Annotated in this window: 14 protein-coding genes; 6 read left to right on the top strand and 8 right to left on the bottom strand. The window is 65.4% G+C overall.

Features of this window, described 5'->3' with window-relative positions; all coding sequences use genetic code 11:
* Positions 1–337: 337 nt before the first annotated feature.
* Positions 338–1,372, bottom strand: coding sequence for a dihydroorotase (gene pyrC, locus ACU0DV_RS25790; protein ID WP_446242894.1), 1,035 nt, complete (start codon positions 1,370–1,372; stop codon positions 338–340).
* A gap of 69 nt (positions 1,373–1,441) precedes the next feature.
* Between pyrC and ACU0DV_RS25785 the strand changes: the two genes are divergently transcribed.
* Positions 1,442–1,732, top strand: a complete 291-nt coding sequence (locus ACU0DV_RS25785; protein ID WP_370312685.1) for a hypothetical protein — start codon at positions 1,442–1,444, stop codon at positions 1,730–1,732.
* Positions 1,733–1,736: 4 nt separating this feature from the next.
* Here the strand turns inward: ACU0DV_RS25785 and ACU0DV_RS25780 are convergent, their stop codons facing one another.
* From ACU0DV_RS25780 to ACU0DV_RS25755, 6 genes are all read right to left on the bottom strand, one after another.
* Positions 1,737–2,666: a phosphoadenosine phosphosulfate reductase gene (locus tag ACU0DV_RS25780; RefSeq protein WP_446242895.1), complete on the bottom strand. Its 930-nt coding sequence runs from the start codon at positions 2,664–2,666 to the stop codon at positions 1,737–1,739.
* A gap of 141 nt (positions 2,667–2,807) precedes the next feature.
* Entirely contained in the window at positions 2,808–3,854 is a 1,047-nt protein-coding gene (locus ACU0DV_RS25775) for a glycosyltransferase family 2 protein (protein ID WP_446242896.1), read from the bottom strand.
* Positions 3,855–3,941: 87 nt separating this feature from the next.
* The gene (locus ACU0DV_RS25770; RefSeq protein ID WP_100926988.1) at positions 3,942–4,643 is read right to left on the bottom strand and encodes an FkbM family methyltransferase; all 702 of its coding nucleotides are present in this window, start codon (positions 4,641–4,643) and stop codon (positions 3,942–3,944) included.
* Position 4,644: 1 nt separating this feature from the next.
* Positions 4,645–7,101, bottom strand: coding sequence for a glycosyltransferase family 2 protein (locus ACU0DV_RS25765; protein ID WP_446242897.1), 2,457 nt, complete (start codon positions 7,099–7,101; stop codon positions 4,645–4,647).
* Positions 7,101–7,751 (bottom strand): hypothetical protein, encoded by a 651-nt coding sequence (locus ACU0DV_RS25760; protein WP_446242898.1) that lies wholly within the window; start codon positions 7,749–7,751, stop codon positions 7,101–7,103. Before ACU0DV_RS25760 ends, ACU0DV_RS25765 begins: the two co-directional genes overlap by 1 nt.
* Positions 7,748–8,800: a glycosyltransferase family 2 protein gene (locus ACU0DV_RS25755; RefSeq protein WP_446242899.1), complete on the bottom strand. Its 1,053-nt coding sequence runs from the start codon at positions 8,798–8,800 to the stop codon at positions 7,748–7,750. The genes ACU0DV_RS25760 and ACU0DV_RS25755 overlap by 4 nt, the downstream gene beginning before the upstream one ends.
* Positions 8,801–9,008: 208 nt before the next feature.
* Between ACU0DV_RS25755 and ACU0DV_RS25750 the strand changes: the two genes are divergently transcribed.
* The 3 genes from ACU0DV_RS25750 (at position 9,009) to ACU0DV_RS25740 (ending at position 13,762) form a co-directional block, all read left to right on the top strand.
* Complete coding sequence (locus ACU0DV_RS25750; RefSeq protein ID WP_446242900.1) at positions 9,009–9,917, top strand: AAA family ATPase; 909 nt, start codon at positions 9,009–9,011, stop codon at positions 9,915–9,917.
* A gap of 91 nt (positions 9,918–10,008) precedes the next feature.
* On the top strand, positions 10,009–11,262 hold the full coding sequence (locus ACU0DV_RS25745) for a vWA domain-containing protein (protein ID WP_100926983.1): 1,254 nt from the start codon (positions 10,009–10,011) through the stop codon (positions 11,260–11,262).
* A 355-nt stretch (positions 11,263–11,617) separates the two neighbouring features.
* Positions 11,618–13,762 carry an OmpA family protein gene (locus tag ACU0DV_RS25740; protein ID WP_446242901.1) on the top strand — a complete coding sequence of 715 codons (2,145 nt, stop codon included), beginning with the start codon at positions 11,618–11,620 and terminating at the stop codon, positions 13,760–13,762.
* 108 nt (positions 13,763–13,870) lie between these two features.
* On the opposite strand, the gene ACU0DV_RS25735 is transcribed toward ACU0DV_RS25740, so the two are convergent.
* Complete coding sequence (locus ACU0DV_RS25735) at positions 13,871–14,287, bottom strand: DUF3299 domain-containing protein (protein ID WP_100926981.1); 417 nt, start codon at positions 14,285–14,287, stop codon at positions 13,871–13,873.
* Positions 14,288–14,658: 371 nt separating this feature from the next.
* Between ACU0DV_RS25735 and ACU0DV_RS25730 the strand changes: the two genes are divergently transcribed.
* Complete coding sequence (locus tag ACU0DV_RS25730; RefSeq protein WP_446242902.1) at positions 14,659–14,853, top strand: hypothetical protein; 195 nt, start codon at positions 14,659–14,661, stop codon at positions 14,851–14,853.
* Positions 14,854–15,028: 175 nt separating this feature from the next.
* On the top strand, positions 15,029–17,167 hold the full coding sequence (locus ACU0DV_RS25725) for a calcium-binding protein (RefSeq protein WP_446242903.1): 2,139 nt from the start codon (positions 15,029–15,031) through the stop codon (positions 17,165–17,167).

Raw genomic sequence — 17,167 nt, 5'->3', positions numbered from 1 at the left:
CCTAGATGAATAAGGTTTAAAATTTCAACACCTCGGTACCCTTGATGCGCTTAGCGGCTCTGGCAGGGGCTCCGCTGCCGCATTTTCCGCCATCGACCACGATCTCTCGCAAGCCTGCACAGGGGAACAGAACCATTTCGGTGCCGCGTTGCGCTTGCCAGATGGCCGCCCAGCGAAGGATTGGGCGTCAATCACAGTGCTTCTTCGCCGGGCACCGGCCTTTTCCGCGGCATGATACAGGCGGACGGCGCCCCATTTCCTCGATGCGCCAGCCCTCCGGACCGAACGAAAACGCCGCCCGAAGGCGGCGTTGAATGTCCCGACAGCGGCTTTCCGCTCAGTCGACGCGCCAGTGCAGCGGCATCATCGGATCGAAGACGGTGACGGGGCCGTCTGCCGTGTCGATCTTCTTCGGGTAGTCGACGGGCGCGCCCTTGGTCAGGGTCACCGTGTCGTCGCTTACCGGCAGGCCGTAGAAACGCGGCCCGTTCTCTGAGGCGAAGGCCTGCAACTTGTCCAGCGCGTCCTCTTGTTCAAAGACCTCGGCCAGGATCGACAGGGTGTTCGTCGCGGTGAAGCACCCGGCGCAGCCGCAGGCATTTTCCTTCAGCGGATCGAGGTGCGGCGCGGAATCGGTGCCAAGGAAGAAGCTCGGATCCCCGGAGGTCGCGGCCTTGCGCAGCGCGATGCGGTGCTCCTCGCGCTTGGCGACGGGCAAGCAATAGTAGTGCGGCTTGATGCCTCCGACGAGGATGGCATTGCGGTTGATGACGAGGTGATGCGTGGTGATCGTCGCCCCCAGGTTATCGCCACCTTCGCGCGCGTAGTCGGCGCCCTGCGCGGTGGTGATATGCTCCATGACGACGCGCAGGTCCGGGGTCGCGCGGCGGAGCGGGTCCAGCACGCGGTCGATGAACACGGCTTCCCGGTCGAATATGTCGACGTCGGCGTCCACCACCTCACCGTGCACACACAGCGGGCAACCGATCTCTGCCATGCGCTCCAGCACCGGGCGCACCTTGTCGAAGTCGCGTACGCCCGAAGCGGAGTTGGTCGTCGCACCCGCCGGGTAGAGCTTTACCGCGTGAATGATCCCGTCGGCATGGGCCTTCGCGAGGTCGTCCGGGTCTGTCGTCTCTGTCAGGTAGAGCGTCATGAGCGGGGTGAACCCGCTGCCGTCGGGAAGCGCGGCCAAGATCCGGTCGCGGTAGGCGGCGGCCTGATCGCCGGTCACGACGGGCGGCACGAGGTTGGGCATGATGATCGCACGTCCGAAGTGGCGCGCGGTCTCGGGGGCCACGGCACGCAGCATTGCGCCGTCGCGCAGGTGCAGGTGCCAGTCATCCGGGCGGGGAAGCGTGATCTGGGTCATGGCAAATCCGCTAGCACGGGTCGCCGTTCTTCACCAGAGCGGCGTGGCGCGCTATTACGGGACGAGGCCATGAAGGGGGTGACGATGCTGTTCACGGTGATCCTTGGCGCCGCCGCAGGTTGGGGCGCGCGACATGTGGAGGCTCAGGTGACGGAGCGGCTGTACCGCTGGCTCGGATCGGAGCACATGCTGGCCGAGCAGGACCGCGGCGTGGCGGCATTGCTGGTCTGCCTGCTGGCCGCTGCGGCCGTCCTGTCCTTGCTGGGCGAGGGCGGACGAGTGTTCCTGTTCACCCTTGTTGCGGCGCTCGGCTATTTCCAGGAGGACCTGCGCGAGGCTTTCCTGCGACGCGGGTCCTGAACCGTCACTTGCGCGCCTTCTGCGCCTCGAGCTGGGCGAGTCGCCGGCGGAACCGCGGGGCGTTCATCCGGGCGGTCACGTGTCGGCACAGCATGAGGCTCAATTTGTCGCGCTGGCTGGCATCGGTCCGGGCCAGCAGCTTGCGCAGGTAGGGCGGGTGGTCGCGCCGGGCACGCATGTGCGAGGCAAACCGCGCGGCGTCGAGCGTGCCGTCGGCGACCTCGAGCAGCAGCTTCGGCAGGATGTCCATCAGGCGCAGATCGGTCTGCAGCGCCCCGCCGAAGAACGGCATGCGGTACCGGTCGACGTTGCTGCGCTCGAACAGGGCAGAGTGCATGGCGTCGAGGCGTTCATAAGGGTCGTAGAGAACCCAGACCTTTTCGGCCGCGTCGATCATGTCCGGCGCAAAGCCATAACGGGAGGTGAAGTCCTCGCGGCGCATGTCGGTGAAACGGTCGTCCCATTCCGTCACGCGCGGGTCCAGCGTGGCCTGCGGTTGCAGCAGCAATGCGCGCGCGCCGGGGGCCGCCACCGAATAGGCGGCGGCGGCATAGCCGCAGGGACCGGCACCGAAGAAGATCACCCGCTCGAATTCGTCGAAGAACCCGTCGTCCAGCAACTGGTCGAAAAAGCCGAAGACGCGCGGATCGCGGAACCACGTGTCGCCATGGGAAAGGACGGAAAGCGACGACCAGCCGTGATCGCGCACCATGTCGAAGCCCATGGGCGTGCGGGTCTCCGACAGGGCCTCGATGCCCGACATGGTTTCGAACGACACGAGCAGGGTGTCGCCGTCCTCGATGAAGATACCGGCATGGCGCTTGCCCAAGGGCTCGGCAAAGCCGTGCTCCTCGCCCAGGCCCTTCAGGGCGGTCAGCCACTCTCCGCGGCCAAGCTCGCTGAAATCCGGAGTGAAACCGTTGTCTGCTGCCATGCCATGTCCTCTGCGGCCGCATGTGAGGGCGGCCATTTCGGAAACAATGTCTGCCGGGTCGGGCAGATTTGTGGCTCTGTCGTGTTGAATTAAGGAAAAATGAGGCAGATGTGGCCGCGACGGCCATCGTTGGATCGCTGGTCAGGTCTCTTCGGCCATGCGCGCCCTGCTGGCATGCCCGGCGAGGAACCGCGCCGCATCGAGGGGCAGCGGACGCGCGGGCGGGGCCATGAGCAGGCGGGCGAAAAGGGCGCGGTTCGGCTCCTCCGCCAGAAGCGCGTCAAAGCGGGCGTGCCGCCATTCCACTGCCTGTTGATGCAGCGGCCCGAGAACAGGGTCCGCCGCAAAGTCCTGCCGCAGTTCGGACACGCCGGGCAGGGCCAGGATGCTCGTGTCCTCGACCTCGCACCAGTTCCGTTCCACCCAGTAGTCCATGCCGAGCGCGTGGTCGCTGTGCACGGCACGGCCCCGGTCCGCCTTCAGCACGTAGCTCTCCATTGCCCCCAGCGGGTAGTGGTTGAGCTGTGCCAGACCGTAGAGCGGCTGGCCGAAGGGCGAGAAGATGCGGCGGGTGCGGAACTGCTCGTCCAGTGCGCGGCCTTCTGCATCGAACCAGCGGGCGTCGGGCAGCCGGTCCTCCACGGGGTTGCGCGGCCTGTGAACCCCCAGCTTCCTGTAGGTGCCGTCGTTGCGGTAGAGCGTCTTGAACATGAAGGCCCGCCAGGGCCAGTGCATGATCTCCGGCGCTGCGCGGGTGAACTGCTGCGGCACCGGCGTGTCGGTGAACCGCACCACGCCCGCATTGCCGAAGAGCCGCCAGGTCAGCGTGATCGCGGTCGCCTCCGGCAGGGCGGCGATCAGGGCAGGCAGGGTCCGGTCGCCCACGTGGACGTTCACGAACTCGTCGATGTCGATGGGCAGGAGCCAGTCGGCGCGGCGCACCTCCCTGGCCTTGTCCGCCAGCTTCAGCCCGGTGAACTGGATGCCGCCGTTGTCGTAGGGCCCGTCGTTGCGGATGTGCGTGACGTGGCCCATCTCGGCCAGCCGATCCAGCATCGCGTCCGTGCCGTCGTCGCAATCGTTGCTCAGCGCCACGACATGCTTGATCCCGCAGGCGAGGTGATGCGCCATCCAGTCGAGCAGGAAGGCCGCTTCGTTGCGGACGCAGAGGACGGCGGTGATGCGCATGCTGCTCCGGGAGTTCGCGTGAAGAATTTCCCGAAGAAAATTCCTTGAAGCGGAGGACTTTTCGTCGAAAAGTCCTCCGCCCCGCGTTTACCAATCCTTGCGGAAGGTGACGACCTTGGATTCGCTGGCCTTAGGGAAGTACGTCAGCCCGGCCTTGCTCATGGCGTCGAACACCGCCTGCACGCCGCTCTGGCCGATCCACTGCGGGTGGAGTTCGATGATCGCCACGCGCAGGGACGACCAGTCGGCTGCGGGCAGAAGCTCTGCCTCCGCGCCTTCGATGTCGCAGACGAGCACGGTCGGTTTCAGGTCCTCGATCACCGGGGCGATGGCCTGCTTCTCGACCTTTTCCTCGCGCAGGATGGCGTCGGCGTCGATGGCACCATCCATGGAGGACGCGAGGAAGTTCTTGCGGATGTAGAACGGCACGGGGTCGCCCTTCTCCGGTGCGAGCAGGGCATTGCGCACCTCGACGTTGGTCACGTCGTTGGCGGCATGCACCGACTTGATGTAGTCGATGAGGCCCGGGTTGGCCTCGTAGGTGACGACCTTGGCCACCTTCTTCTTCACCGCCAGCAGCGTGGACATGTAGCCCATGCCGCCGCCCAGTTCGAGAACGGTGTCGCCTTCGCGTACGACGCGCATGACCGCGTCGCATTCCTTGCGCTCGTAGGTCCCCTCCTTCAGCGAGGCCCGCACCCGGCCCGTGGTGAGTTCGGGATGCTTGGGGATCTTCAGCCCGCGCGAGCGCAGGAAGGCGTTTCTTTCGATGACGTTGCTGCCATCCATGTCAGTTCTCCAGATCAAGGGCGAGCGCATAGGCCACCCGTTCGGTTTCCGTGAGCTTCAGCGTGAGCGCCTGCTGGTACAGGTCTTCGAACTCGGGCATCCCATGCAGCTCATCGGCCTTGGCACGGTGCCATTCGAAGGCCTTCTCGTGCCATTGCTTCAGGACCGGATCGTCAAGGAGCCGGTCGTATTCTTCGCGCAGACGGGGAACGTTGCGCTTGATCGTCACGTCGCGGTGCACCGACCAGTCCATCCGGATCCAGTAGTTGATCCCGATGTTGCGGTCGACGTGCAGGGCGCGGCCGCGCTGGCGCTTGATCAGATAGCTTTCCGCCGAGCGCAGCGCATAGTGGTTGAGCTGGATCAGGTCGTAGCCGATCGACTTCTTCGACGACCGCCAGCCGTTCCGGATCGCCTCCGAGGTCATGTCGCGGCCCGAGCCGTTGACCCATTTCACCTTGTCCTCGAAGCCGTCGGCCAGCTTGTTGGGCCGGTGACACGAGATCTTCTCGTAGGCGCCGATGTTCCGGAACATCGTCTTGAAGCCCCAGACGGTGTGCGGCTTGGGGCAGAACTTCGGGGCGCAGGTGTCGAACTGCTCGATGACGAAGCGGTCCTCGAGGTTCAACACGTCGTTGTGCCCGAAAAGCCGCCAGGTCATCGCCACGTTGGTCGCGTCCGGTGCCGCGGCAAAGAAGTCGTCGAGCGTACCGTTGCCCGTCCGGATGTTGACGAACTCGTCCACGTCGATGTGCGCGATCCAGTCCGCATTGCGGATCACCGGCTCTTCCAGCGCATTGTCGAGAGCGAACTGCTGCGGCGAGTTGCCGGTCCAGTTGTCGTTGTTGCGGTGCTGGAGGACGCCCATCTCCTGCAGGCGGCCGAGGATCTCGGACGTGCCGTCCTCGCAGCCGTTGGTGTAGATCAGGAAATTGTCGAACCCGATGGCGCGGTGGTAGGCGACCCATTCGAGGATGTAGGGCCCCTCGTTCTTCATGCAGCCGACGATCACCCGGCCGGTGCTTCCCTGTGGCAGGACGCGCGGCGGGGCGGGGGTATAGGCGGCGGCCAGCTCTTCCTCGTTGACGCGGCCCAGCTTGTTGTGCGGTGCAAAGGGCGATGTCTGCAGCTTGACGAAGTTCTGCTTGGCGAGGTCCGGCATGACCTTGCGCGCGGCGGGTGACAGGATGCGGTCGACGTCGTCCGGCGCAGTCGGGCGCGCCTCGGCCGCAGCCTCGCGCAGGGCTGCGGAGACACCCGCGAGTGCCGGTGTGCGTGGCGCGGCAGCCGGGGCGCTGACCGGCGCGGGTGTCCGGGCGGCGAGGCGCGCGAGGTCGGCGGCCTTGTTCGCCAGCTCTTCCTTCGTCGCCTGATTGATGCGCCAGCGGAAGGCCATCAGGTACTGCGTCGCACGGAAGCCGTTCGTCGGATCGGCTTCCTGCCACGGCGCCACGGCTGCGTCCGGTGCCATATGCGCCGCATCCAGCCCGTCGTGTTTCGCGCAGAGCGCGGCGATGTCCTCGGCAAACCGTTCCGAAAGGGCCGCGAGGCTGCCCGCTTTGATCGGGGCGCCGTGCACCTTGATCTCGCCCAGGAACTTCCGCCACAGTTGACGGGGCAGGATGACCTCCTTTTTCGCCAAGAGGCGCAGCACCGCGTCGTTGAACAGCCGGCAGCGGGTAAGCCATGCGGCGGCGGGCTGGGCGGGCCGGTCCCAGGCTTCCACCTTGCCGATGGTGTCCGCGATGCCGAAGGCGGCGCGCACCTCCTCCGGGGCATTCTCCGACTCGAGCAATGCGAAATCGATGCTGCGGAACATCATCGAACCGGGGCCGAAGACCGCCTCCCACTCGTCCTGCATCCGCCTGAAGTCTAGCCAGAAGTTGGCGCCCTGGATTTCCGGGAACTGTCCGGCCTGCGGATCAGGGTCGGGTCGGCTGGCGATTGCGGCCTCCCAGAAAGAGGGGGCTGCGGCGCTGTCCAGCTCCATCGCAAGGCTGCCGCTGCGGCCTTCCAGAAGCTGCCCGGGATAGCGCCGCACCAGCATCCGGGCCGGATCGTCGATGTGGGCCACGATCCGGATGTCGTCGGAGATCGGGGTCAGGAGCGCCCTCAGCCGTTCCAGTTCGGAACGGGTCGACAGGGAGGTGCCAAGCTGGTGCGCCGACAGGATCAGCGTGTCGACGGGGAAGCGCCGTGCCTCCTCCGCCAGAGATTGGGCCACATCGTCGTGCAGGACGCGCTGCTTCTCGGGCGCGATGTAGCCGCGGTTGAAGCGCAGGGAGTCCACGCGCTCCGGATCGGAGACGGCCATGAACAGGCGGGTGTGGTTCCTCGCCCCGGGCGAGCGGGCGTAAAGCACGCCCTTGCCCAGAAGCTGATCGCGCTTGCCGTCGAGGATGCGCTGCAGCCGGTCGGCAACCTGCCCGTCGGGACCGATATGGACGTAGATGCGCATCAGGCCGCGCCCTCCACGCCGCCGTCGTCGTCGCGTTCGGGGTTCACGTTCAGCCGTCCCCACCACGGGAGGTCCACGCCGATATGGGCAGACAGCCGTTCGCGCGCGTCATCGGCCCCCATCGGCAGTTCCAGGAACCGCGGGTCGTCGCCGAAGAGGTCACGCAGCATGTCGTAATGCCCCTCGATCCAGCGGATCCGCTCCCTGTCGGACCCGCCGTATCCCATCGGCAGGCCCGGCACCGGACCGGCGGGCAGGCGATCCGTGCCCATGTTGTTCCAGCGGCGCATGGAGTCCGACACTTCCTCGGCCGGGCGCCACGTCGCCACGTAGAGCATCTTCGGCCGCGCCATGCGCATCGCCTTGATCATCGCGTAGTCGCATTGCGGCCAGAGGCAGGTGTCGCCGTTCAGGACGCTGACCTCTGTCAGGGCGTCATAGATCGGGTCGAGGTGGACGAAGGGATCGCCGGTCTCGAAATAGCCGTTGTACAGTTGGCGGCCGATGAAGGTTCCGCCAAGGCCCACCTGACGGGTGTGGATGCGGCGCACCTTGTGATCGGCCACTGTCCATCCGCCCTTGTCGAGCGCATGGGCCAGCGTGGTGGTGCCGGTCTTGGGCAGGCCGAGGTTGACCAGCTTGACGCTCATGTCGCCATCTCCGGCACCACGGCGGGGGCGAGGCCCAGTTCCACCATCAGTTCGTATTCGCCGGGCGGGTAGGGCGGCAGGTCGCGCAGATGGGCGTGCATCTCGGCATAGGCGGGCAGGGCCATCAACTCGTCGCGCTTCTCACGGTGAAGCCGCACGCAGTCGTCGTGCAGGCGTCCGATGACCGGGTCGGCCTTCAGTTCGGCCAGCGCCTTTTCGAGGGCGGGCAGGTGGCGGAGGATGGAGGTGTCCTCATGCGCGCGGTCGTTGCGTTCGCGCCAGTAGGTGTCGTCGAACACGCGGCCCTCGCGGTTCACATCGCCGCGGTCGTTCTTCACCAGGTAGCTGTCGAGCGAGCGCAGCGCGTAGTGGTTCAGCGTGGCGTATTCCCGCGCGCCGGTGGAGGGAAACTTGCGGATGCGCCGCGGGTTGGCGGCGACGAGGAACTTGTGCGGCACGCCACGACCCGAACCGTCTGTCCACGAAGGGCGCTTCTTCTCTCCCTTGTTGTCCTTGAAGAAGGGGCGGTGCGCGCCGAAGTACTGTAGCGGGAAATCCTTCCGAACCAGGGATTTCACCTCGATTGCCGTCTCGCCGCACCAGAGGTCGGGATTGTGCGAACGGGTGAATTGCTCGATGACGGGCCGGTCCTCGAACGCCTCCACGCCATCGTTGGCAAAGAACTGGAAGGTGACGGAGATGGTCTGGGGATTGCCGCAGGCCGCGATCAGCGCGGGGATGGTGTGGTCGCCGACGTGCACGTTCAGGAACTCGTCGACGTCCGCGATCCAGACCCAGTCAGCTTCGCGCACGACGGCCTGATGCGCCGCGTCCTTCAGCGCCTCCATCTGGTAGTTGCGCCCCTCGGCGGGGTTCGGCAGGTGCACGACGCCCTGTCCGGCCAGCGCATCCAGCAGCGCGTCGGTGCCGTCGGTGCAGTCGTTCGAGTAGAACAGGAAATCGCTCACGCCCAGCAGACGATTGAAGGCGATCCATTCCAAGAGGAACGGGCCTTCGTTCTTCACGCATGTTACGGCGGTTATGCGCATACGCGCCCCGCGTCTGTGTCAGGCATGGCTGCTCGTCCGCCTCGTGTCCGGTGTTTCCCGGCTCTGTTGCAGGAAATCATGTCACCACCATGGCTTTCAGTCAACGGTTGCTTGATCGGGCTACCAATCGCGGGCGGGCCGGACTGCGACCTTGGCGCTATTGACCCAGCGCCCGGGGCTTGGGACACCTCTGGCCAAGGAGAGCCATATGACCATTCCCAATTCCATCGACGAGGTGCAGACGACGCTGGCCTCTACAGGGTACGTCTGCGGGCGCGCGCTGGCGACCGTCGTGTTCCTGTCGCTGAAACTCGGCCGCCCGCTGTTCCTGGAAGGGGAGGCGGGCGTCGGCAAGACCGAGATCGCCAAGGCGCTGGCCAAGTGCCTCAACCGCCGGCTGATCCGACTGCAGTGTTACGAGGGGCTCGATGCGTCCTCTGCCGTCTACGAGTGGAACTTCCCGGCGCAGATGATCGCCATTCGCACCGCCGAAGCCGCAGGCGGGTCCGACCGCAACGCCCTGCAGACCGAGCTTTTCGGGCCGGAGTACCTGATCGAACGGCCGCTCTTGCAAGCGATGCGCCCCGACGAGAACGGCGCGCCCATCCTGCTGATCGACGAACTCGACCGCACCGACGAACCGTTCGAGGCCTTCCTGCTTGAGGCGCTGTCGGATTTCCAGGTGACCATCCCCGAGATCGGCACCATCAAGGCGCCGGAGCCGCCCATCGTCATCCTGACCTCCAACCGCACGCGCGAGGTTCACGATGCACTAAAGCGCCGCTGCCTCTACCACTGGGTCGACTATCCGAAGTTCGACCGCGAAGTGGAGATCCTCAACGCCCGCGCGCCGGAGGTGTCGGAAACCCTCTCGCGCGAGATCGTGGCCTTCGTGCAGTCGCTCAGGACCGAGGACATCTTCAAGAAACCCGGCGTCGCCGAGACCATCGACTGGGCCAAGTGCCTGCTTGCGCTCGACGTGGTTGACCTGAGCCCGGAGGTCATCTCCGACACGCTGGGGGCGATCCTGAAGTACCAGGACGACATCCAGAAGATCGAGGGCGGCGAGGCCAAGCGCATCCTCGACGAGGCCAAGAAGACCCTCGAAGAGGCCTGACCGCCCCTGAACGCGGCCCCTGTGATTGGGCCGGCACAATATCGGGGGCGGCAACTGCGCCCCCGGACCCGCCACGGCAGGAAGGCCAGACATGCCGGAGTACCTCCCGCTCACGATACCGGAAAACCCGAAGCTCGCGCAGAACATCATCCATTTCGCGCGGGCCCTGCGGCGGGCCGGTCTGCCGGTGGGGCCGGGCCGTGTGATCGACGCCATCCGCGCCGTCGAGGCCGCGGGCTTTACCGAGCGGATGGATTTCTACTGGACGCTGCACGCCTGTTTCGTGAATCGGCCTGAGCATCGCGTGGTCTTTGCCCAGATCTTCCGGCTCTACTGGCGCGACCCGCGGTTCCTCGAACACATGATGTCGATGATGCTGCCCGCGATCCGCGGCGTGCAGGAGGAAAAGGCCGCCCAGTCCGCCGAGAAGCGCGCGGCGCAAGCGCTGCTGGGCGACCACATGCCCGAGGTGCCGCAGCCTGAGGACGAGGAAGAGGGCGGCACGCAAGTGGAGGTCGACGCCTCCTTCACCATGTCCGCCGAGGAAAAGCTGCGCACGCTCGACTTCGAACAGATGTCGACCGAAGAGATCGCGCAGGCCAAGCGGATGCTGTCGCGGCTGACGCTTCCGGTCAAACCCATCGCCTCGCGCCGGTCGCAGGCGGCGGCACACGGTCGGCGGACGGACTATCGCCGCACCATACGCGATGCCCTGCGCAAGGGCGGGGAAATCCGCGCGATCGCCCACGCCAAGCCGCGGCTCAGGTGGCCGAACCTCGTCGTGCTCTGCGACATCTCCGGTTCCATGAGCCAGTACAGCCGGATGGTCCTGCATTTCCTGCACGCGGTGGCGAACGAGAAGGGGCAGGGCTGGGCCAAGGTCCACGCCTTCACCTTCGGCACGCGGCTGACCAATATCTCGCGCCACTTAGCCACGCGGGACGTCGATGCCGCGCTGAAGGCCGCGGGGGCGGAAGCGCAGGACTGGGAAGGCGGCACCCGCATCGGCGCATGCCTGCACCAGTTCAACCGCGACTGGTCGCGCCGCGTGATGGGGCAGGGCGCCGTGGTCCTTCTGATCACCGACGGGCTGGACCGCGACGACGCGGGCGCGCTGGAGAAGGAGATGGAGCGTCTTCACCTCTCTGCCCGGCGTCTGATCTGGCTTAATCCGCTGTTGCGCTGGGACGGCTTCGCGCCGAAGGCCACGGGTATCCGTGCGATGCTCCCGCATGTCGACAGCTTCCGGGCGGGTCACTCCATCGCGTCGCTGGAGCAACTGGCCGAGGCGATCTCCCGTCCCGACGATCTGGGCGAGAAGGCCCGGCTGATGCAGATGCTGTAAGGCCCGGCCAAGCGTTGCGCCGGGTGTGCCGGGGAAGGGTGTTCGCCGTTCCACATGTATCCGATCCGCGCAAACCGCGTCTGATCCAGCTTCGCCGACCCACCACGTCTGGACCGGCTCTGGCAGCGGTTGGGACCTCGGAACCCCCCTCTGCTCCTTGGAAAACAGGCGATCAAAGCGCGGCCTGAGGCGGCCCCGACCACACGGCATGTTTCGAATGTGTCCGCGCAGGGCCTCAATACGCGGCAACCTGCTCAAGGATTGACGCATAGTTATGCGAAATCATGCAACCGAACGCGGCCCGGGGCGTTTGCAGGGCAAGCCTCCCAGAGAGGCGTCGAGAGAGGAGAATACAATGAAAACCCGCAATCTCGTGACGTCGTCGGTCGCCGCGCTGTCCATCGCGCTTGGTGCACCGATGTCCGCACAGGAAGCATCGCAACTCCCCCCCGGGCAGATGCAGAAACTGATGGGCGCACTTCAGGCAATGTGCGCTGCCGAAGGTGAAACCCCGCCGTCGCTCGACTGCAACCTCGTGGTGGAGGCGTCCCAGGACGCGTCGCGTGAGGCTGCTGTCGTCGATATGGCCGAGGACCTCGCCGCCAACGGCGTGGATGTTCCCGGCGTGGACCTGAACCAGCTTCTGGCCACCGGCGCACCTGCCGCCGCTGCCGATGTTGCCGCCGCACCCGATGTCGCGGCAGAGCCGAACGTGGCCGCCGGTGCGGATGCGACGGCTTCGGCGGAAGCGGACGCGCAGGCCCCGGTCGACCAGCCGGCAGAAGCGCAGGCCCAGGTCGAAGGTACTGCTGAAGGCGAAGTCCAGGCGGACGATCTGGCTGCGGCCCTGCAGGAAGAGGCCGACGCCGAAGCCAATGCCGCGGCCGAAGCTGCGCCGCAGGCCGAAGCCGAAGCACAGGCCGAAGCTGAGCAGGCCGCGCCGGTAGAGGCAGCGCCCGAAGCGGAAGCACAGGCCGAGACCGAGCAGGCCGCGCCGGTAGAGGCATCGCCCGAAGCCGAAGCACAGGCCGAAGCTGAGCAGGCCGCGCCCGTGGAGGCAGCGCCCGAAGCCGAAGCACAGGCCGAAGCTGAGCAGGCCGCGCCGGTAGAGGCAGCACCCGAGGCCGAAGCACAGGCCGAGGCGGAAGCCGCTGGCGAAGTGCAGGCAGATGATCTGGCCGCAGCGCTTGAGGAAGAAGCCCAGCAGGCCGAAGACAACGCCGCCGCTGCGGTCGAGCAAGCCGAAGGCGCTGCCGAAGAGGCAGTTCAGGACGCGCAGGACGGTGTGGCAGAAGCCCAGACCGAAGCCGAGCAGGCCCTGGAGCAGCAGGCCGAAGCCACCGTGGGCGAAGAGAACATGCCGACGGAAGCCGACGCCCAGGCACAGGCCGATGCCGTTGCCGAGGCCGACGAGAGCGCATCCGCCGCTGCCGCAGCCTCTGCCGAGGGCGGTGCCGAAGAGCCGGAAGCGGTTCAGGAGACCGTGACCGAGGAAAACACCCGCCAGTCCAGCGAAGACTTCCAGACGACCGTGAACCAGTCGCAGGCCGAAGCGGAGCGTTACAAGCAGGAAGCGCGTGATGCCGGTGAGGACGCCGAGCGCGCCCGTACCGTCGCAGGTGCCGCCCTGCTGGGCCTTGGTGCCGTGGCTCTGAACAACATCCTCGACAACAACGACAACGTGGTTTCGAACTCCGGCGACCGCGTGGTGGTCGAGAACAACGGCCGCTTCCGCGTGCTGCGCAACGACGACGTGCTGCTGCGCCGCCCGGGTGCGGAGGTCACGACCTACCAGTACAACGACGGCTCCACCCGCAACGTGGTGGCCTATGACGACGGCACCTCGGTCGAGACGGTGCGTGCCGCCGATGGCCGTGTGCTGCGCCGTACGCGCATCCTGACCGACGGGTCCCGCGTCGTCCTTTTTGACGACACCCAGCAGGCGCAGGAAGTCGTCGTGGGTGACCTGCCGCAGGTCAGCTCGCGCAGCAACGAAGAGCGGACGATCTACCGCGAAGGCACCGATGCCGCCACGCTGGAACAGGCGCTGGCATCTCAGGTCGCACCGCAGGTCGGCCGGACGTTCTCGCTGAACCAGGTGCGCAACATCGACCGCGTGCGCCAACTCGTGCCGGAAGTGAGCGTGGACACGATCAACTTCGAGACCAACAGCGCAGCCATCCGTCCGGATGAGGCGCAGGAACTCGCGGCTCTGGGCAACGCGCTGAAGTCGTTCATCGACAAGAACCCGAGCGAGGTCTTCCTGATCGAGGGGCACACCGATGCGGTGGGCAACTACGCCTACAACCTCGCCCTCTCGGACCGTCGTGCAGAGTCGGTGGCGCTTGCCCTGACCGAGTACTTCAACGTGCCGCCGGAGAACATGGTGCTGCAGGGCTACGGCGAAAGCGATCTGCTTGTGCCGACGACCGATGCCGAGCGTGCCAACCGCCGCGCCGCCGTGCGCCGGATCACGCCGCTCCTGCAGAACGGCAGCTGATCTTCTCTCTCTCCAAACGACTAGAACGGGCCCTTCGGGGCCCGTTTTTTATTGGTGGAAAGGGCCTGCTGCCGGATGTGCCGTCCGTTCGCCGCGCGAAGGGATGGCTCAGTTCACCAGTGCGCCCTCGGTCAGGAAGACCGCGCGGTAGGTTTCGGGGCTGTCGTCGAAGTTCAGCGTACCGGTCACGGTGACTTCGGTCGCCTCGGCCATGTCCGGAACGGGCCGGGACATCTGCACTTCCAGCGTCGGACCGTAGCCGTTCGTGCCGCAGAACGGGCAATCCGCGGGGTCCGGGACGAGCAGGAACTGGGTGACCTGCGCCTGCGCCTCGACCGGGACGTAATAGCCGGTGATCGTGAATTCCTCGGCCTGCGCGCGCAGTTCCTCGGGGATTGTCTTCTCGACCGACCAGGACGTTTCCGTCTCGGTTTCCTTGTAGGTGATGCCGGTGATCAGCTCCCACGGGTTGGCCAGTGCCGGTTGGGAGAGCAGGACAAGTGCGATCAGGGGCAGGGCGCGCATCGGGTACTCCGGGAAGGGGAAGCGGGTGCGCCTGAGGATACGGAAAATCGGGTCTGACAGCCAGCCGGTTTGAGGGCTCGGCCAAGCGGCGATTTGCCTATCCGTCGTGATACGGGGTCTTTCGCCGGTAAAAGGGAGGGCCGGAGTTTGAGCACGTATAGCGTGTATGATTTCCTCATTATTTTCCCATGAGGGAATTCCAAAGCCTATGCGGGCGTGGAGCGAATCCGGATCGCCTAATGCGGCAGTGTAGACGCTGGATCAGGCGCTTCATCCGGGATTAGCGAATAATTTAGACCAACGCCGTGAAAATACGCAGGTCTTGCCGCCAAAGGTACGATGCCGTTGGCGCCGGAAATGAGGGGAATGACATGGCTGACCACAGATGGCTTCTGGAAGTCCTGGCCGATATTCACATGTACGCCTGCGCAAACGAGCTGCCCATGGTGGCGAGATCGTCGCAAGCCGCGTTGACCGCAGCCGAAACGGAGTTGTTCGGCGCGGCGCGCATGCAACCCATCTGCACCTTGATCCCCGGCCACTTCACCATCGTTCCCGAAAACTGAACGGTCGGACCGGTTAACGACATGTAAAAAGGGCCGATCACGGCCCCGCTTGAACGTCCGATATCGTTAAACGGCGGGTCAAAATGTACGGGATGTTCACTTGTTTGCCCAACACATGTCCAAAGCAAGGAGACGTTTCCGCGGAGTATGAGCGCACTGCTGTCGGAGTGCCTGCATGCCCCAATACAACGTATCGCTGACAAACCTCTCTGCGACCGGGAGGTTCGTGCAATCGGACCACTTCGGTGCCAACGCACTGCAACTGGTGAACGTGGATGCGCATGGGCACCTTGGTCCAACGGACGGTTTCCAGAGCGCTGCACAGACGCTCGGGCTCAACCATTTCCGTTATCCTGGCGGCGGAACGGAAAACGTCATCGACGTCACCCGGCTGGAAAATGGCGGCATCAGGGAAGAGGTACGCCGCTTCCTCGACTGGGTCCGCGATTCCGGGACCAGCGACGAACCGGGCAAGGTCACCATCGTCCTGCCGACAAAGACCGACCTGCCGGCCAGTCAGATCGAGGATTTCGTCTACCTCCTGCTCAAGGAATACGGTCCGCTGATCGAAGCCTTCGAGATCGGCAACGAATACTCCATCGGCCGCTACGATCCGAACTATGACCGCAGCGCCCATCCGGAGGAAAACCCGAACGGCGATTTCGTGTCTTCGATGACGGAGGCGGAGTACGGCGTCGCGGCAAACCGTGTCATCAACGCCTCTCTCGACGCCATGGACCGCGTGGCGGCAGAGACGACAGGCCCGGCACACGATCCCAAGATCCTGCTCCAGATCGGCGAGATCCAGGGCGCGGCCAGCACCTACAAGGGCAGCGGCTCGTTCGACATGGCGAACGAGGCGATTGTCTCGTTCCTGAATGGGCGGGCGCGTGCGGCGGTCGACGGCGGCGTGGCGCATTACTACTACAACCGCTCCCACGAGGACGATCAGTCCTTCACGCATGAATGGTATGAATACCGCAGCCTCGACTGGCGCATACAGAACTTCAGCGCGTGGCTGGGCCATGACGTGGAGCTCTACATCACCGAATGGAACGTGCTGGCCAGCAACTACAACCAGCTTGGTGCGGCGAGTGCCGGCATCTTGCTGGAGCAGTTCGAATTCATGGTGCAGGCAGGCGTGCAGGACGCCTTCATCTGGCCGTTGCAGCACAGGACCGGAACGAACGTCGCAGGCAACCGGCAGGTGGACGAGATCGACCTGACCATGGGCGGCACGGCCTTCCAGATGATGGCGGACACCCTCCGCCCGCAGACAAGCCAGACCGGTACGATCACCGCCTTCGAAAGCATCGCCTCCAACAGCACGGGCAGCAACGACAACGTCGAGGTGAACCTCTTCTCGAGCGCCTATCAGGATGTCATCTTCATGACGCTCCGGGACCTGAACCGCGCCACGGTCAACCTCGACATCTCGCCGTTCCTGACCGCGGATTCCACCGTCGAAGTGACCCGCGTGACCATCGACCGGACCACCTCGGACGGGTTGTCGGACATGGCGGACGAGGACGGGCTGAACCGCATCGGGCGGCGCGTCATCGACCAGGAGGAAGCGGACCAGCTTGCCACGCTGGCCTTCTTCGACCCCACAAACTCCAACCATATCCGCGACATGGGCGACGGGCGCTACCAGACCTACCTGCCGACGTTCGACAGCATCGTGCCGCTGACCGCCAATCCGACCGGCATCGACGACTACTACTTCGCGACGGAAACCGACGTGGATGCACTCGTGACGACGCTTTCGGGCGACTACCTCTCCACGGGCATCGTGCAGGTCGGACTGATGCCCTACGACTTCGTCCGCGTGGTCATCGACAAGACGGCGTCGCACGATGGCGGCAGCGGAAACGACCGGCGGGTTGGCGGCACGGGCCGGGACTCGATGCTTGGCCGACAGGGCAACGACACCATGTTCGGGGGGGAAGGAAATGACACGCTCAAGGGCGGGCACGGCGAGGATCGCCTGTACGGCGGGGAAGGAGACGATTACATCGTCGACGGCTACGGCAACGACCTGATGTACGGCGACGCCGGCAACGACGAATTCGTTCTGGTCGGCGGACAGGACCGGGTCTTCGGCGGCGCCGGCAACGACTCGGTCGCCGTCACATGGTCCAAGAACGACGTGTCGTTCCAGCATCTTGACGGCGGTCTGTCCTTGGTGACGCCGGAAGGAAAGGTCGACATGCGCCAGGTCGAAACCGTGGTGCTCGCCGATGGCACGGTGGCCACCGCCGACATCCACGTCTTCGTGATGGATGCGCCGCCGAACTTCGACGACATGTTCTGA

This window comes from Sagittula sp. (assembly GCF_052825245.1).
The sequence above is the reverse complement of the archived record's forward strand: the minus strand, read 5'-3'. Positions and strand labels throughout refer to the sequence as shown.

Bases quoted from the DNA above. Each gene is read 5' to 3' on its own strand.
- pyrC (WP_446242894.1), bottom strand. From the start codon at position 1,372: ATGACCCAGATCACGCTTCCCCGCCCGGATGACTGGCACCTGCACCTG.
- ACU0DV_RS25785 (WP_370312685.1), top strand. From the start codon at position 1,442: ATGAAGGGGGTGACGATGCTGTTCACGGTGATCCTTGGCGCCGCCGCA.
- ACU0DV_RS25780 (WP_446242895.1), bottom strand. From the start codon at position 2,666: ATGGCAGCAGACAACGGTTTCACTCCGGATTTCAGCGAGCTTGGCCGC.
- ACU0DV_RS25775 (WP_446242896.1), bottom strand. From the start codon at position 3,854: ATGCGCATCACCGCCGTCCTCTGCGTCCGCAACGAAGCGGCCTTCCTG.
- ACU0DV_RS25770 (WP_100926988.1), bottom strand. From the start codon at position 4,643: ATGGATGGCAGCAACGTCATCGAAAGAAACGCCTTCCTGCGCTCGCGC.
- ACU0DV_RS25765 (WP_446242897.1), bottom strand. From the start codon at position 7,101: ATGCGCATCTACGTCCATATCGGTCCCGACGGGCAGGTTGCCGACCGG.
- ACU0DV_RS25760 (WP_446242898.1), bottom strand. From the start codon at position 7,751: ATGAGCGTCAAGCTGGTCAACCTCGGCCTGCCCAAGACCGGCACCACC.
- ACU0DV_RS25755 (WP_446242899.1), bottom strand. From the start codon at position 8,800: ATGCGCATAACCGCCGTAACATGCGTGAAGAACGAAGGCCCGTTCCTC.
- ACU0DV_RS25750 (WP_446242900.1), top strand. From the start codon at position 9,009: ATGACCATTCCCAATTCCATCGACGAGGTGCAGACGACGCTGGCCTCT.
- ACU0DV_RS25745 (WP_100926983.1), top strand. From the start codon at position 10,009: ATGCCGGAGTACCTCCCGCTCACGATACCGGAAAACCCGAAGCTCGCG.
- ACU0DV_RS25740 (WP_446242901.1), top strand. From the start codon at position 11,618: ATGAAAACCCGCAATCTCGTGACGTCGTCGGTCGCCGCGCTGTCCATC.
- ACU0DV_RS25735 (WP_100926981.1), bottom strand. From the start codon at position 14,287: ATGCGCGCCCTGCCCCTGATCGCACTTGTCCTGCTCTCCCAACCGGCA.
- ACU0DV_RS25730 (WP_446242902.1), top strand. From the start codon at position 14,659: ATGGCTGACCACAGATGGCTTCTGGAAGTCCTGGCCGATATTCACATG.
- ACU0DV_RS25725 (WP_446242903.1), top strand. From the start codon at position 15,029: ATGCCCCAATACAACGTATCGCTGACAAACCTCTCTGCGACCGGGAGG.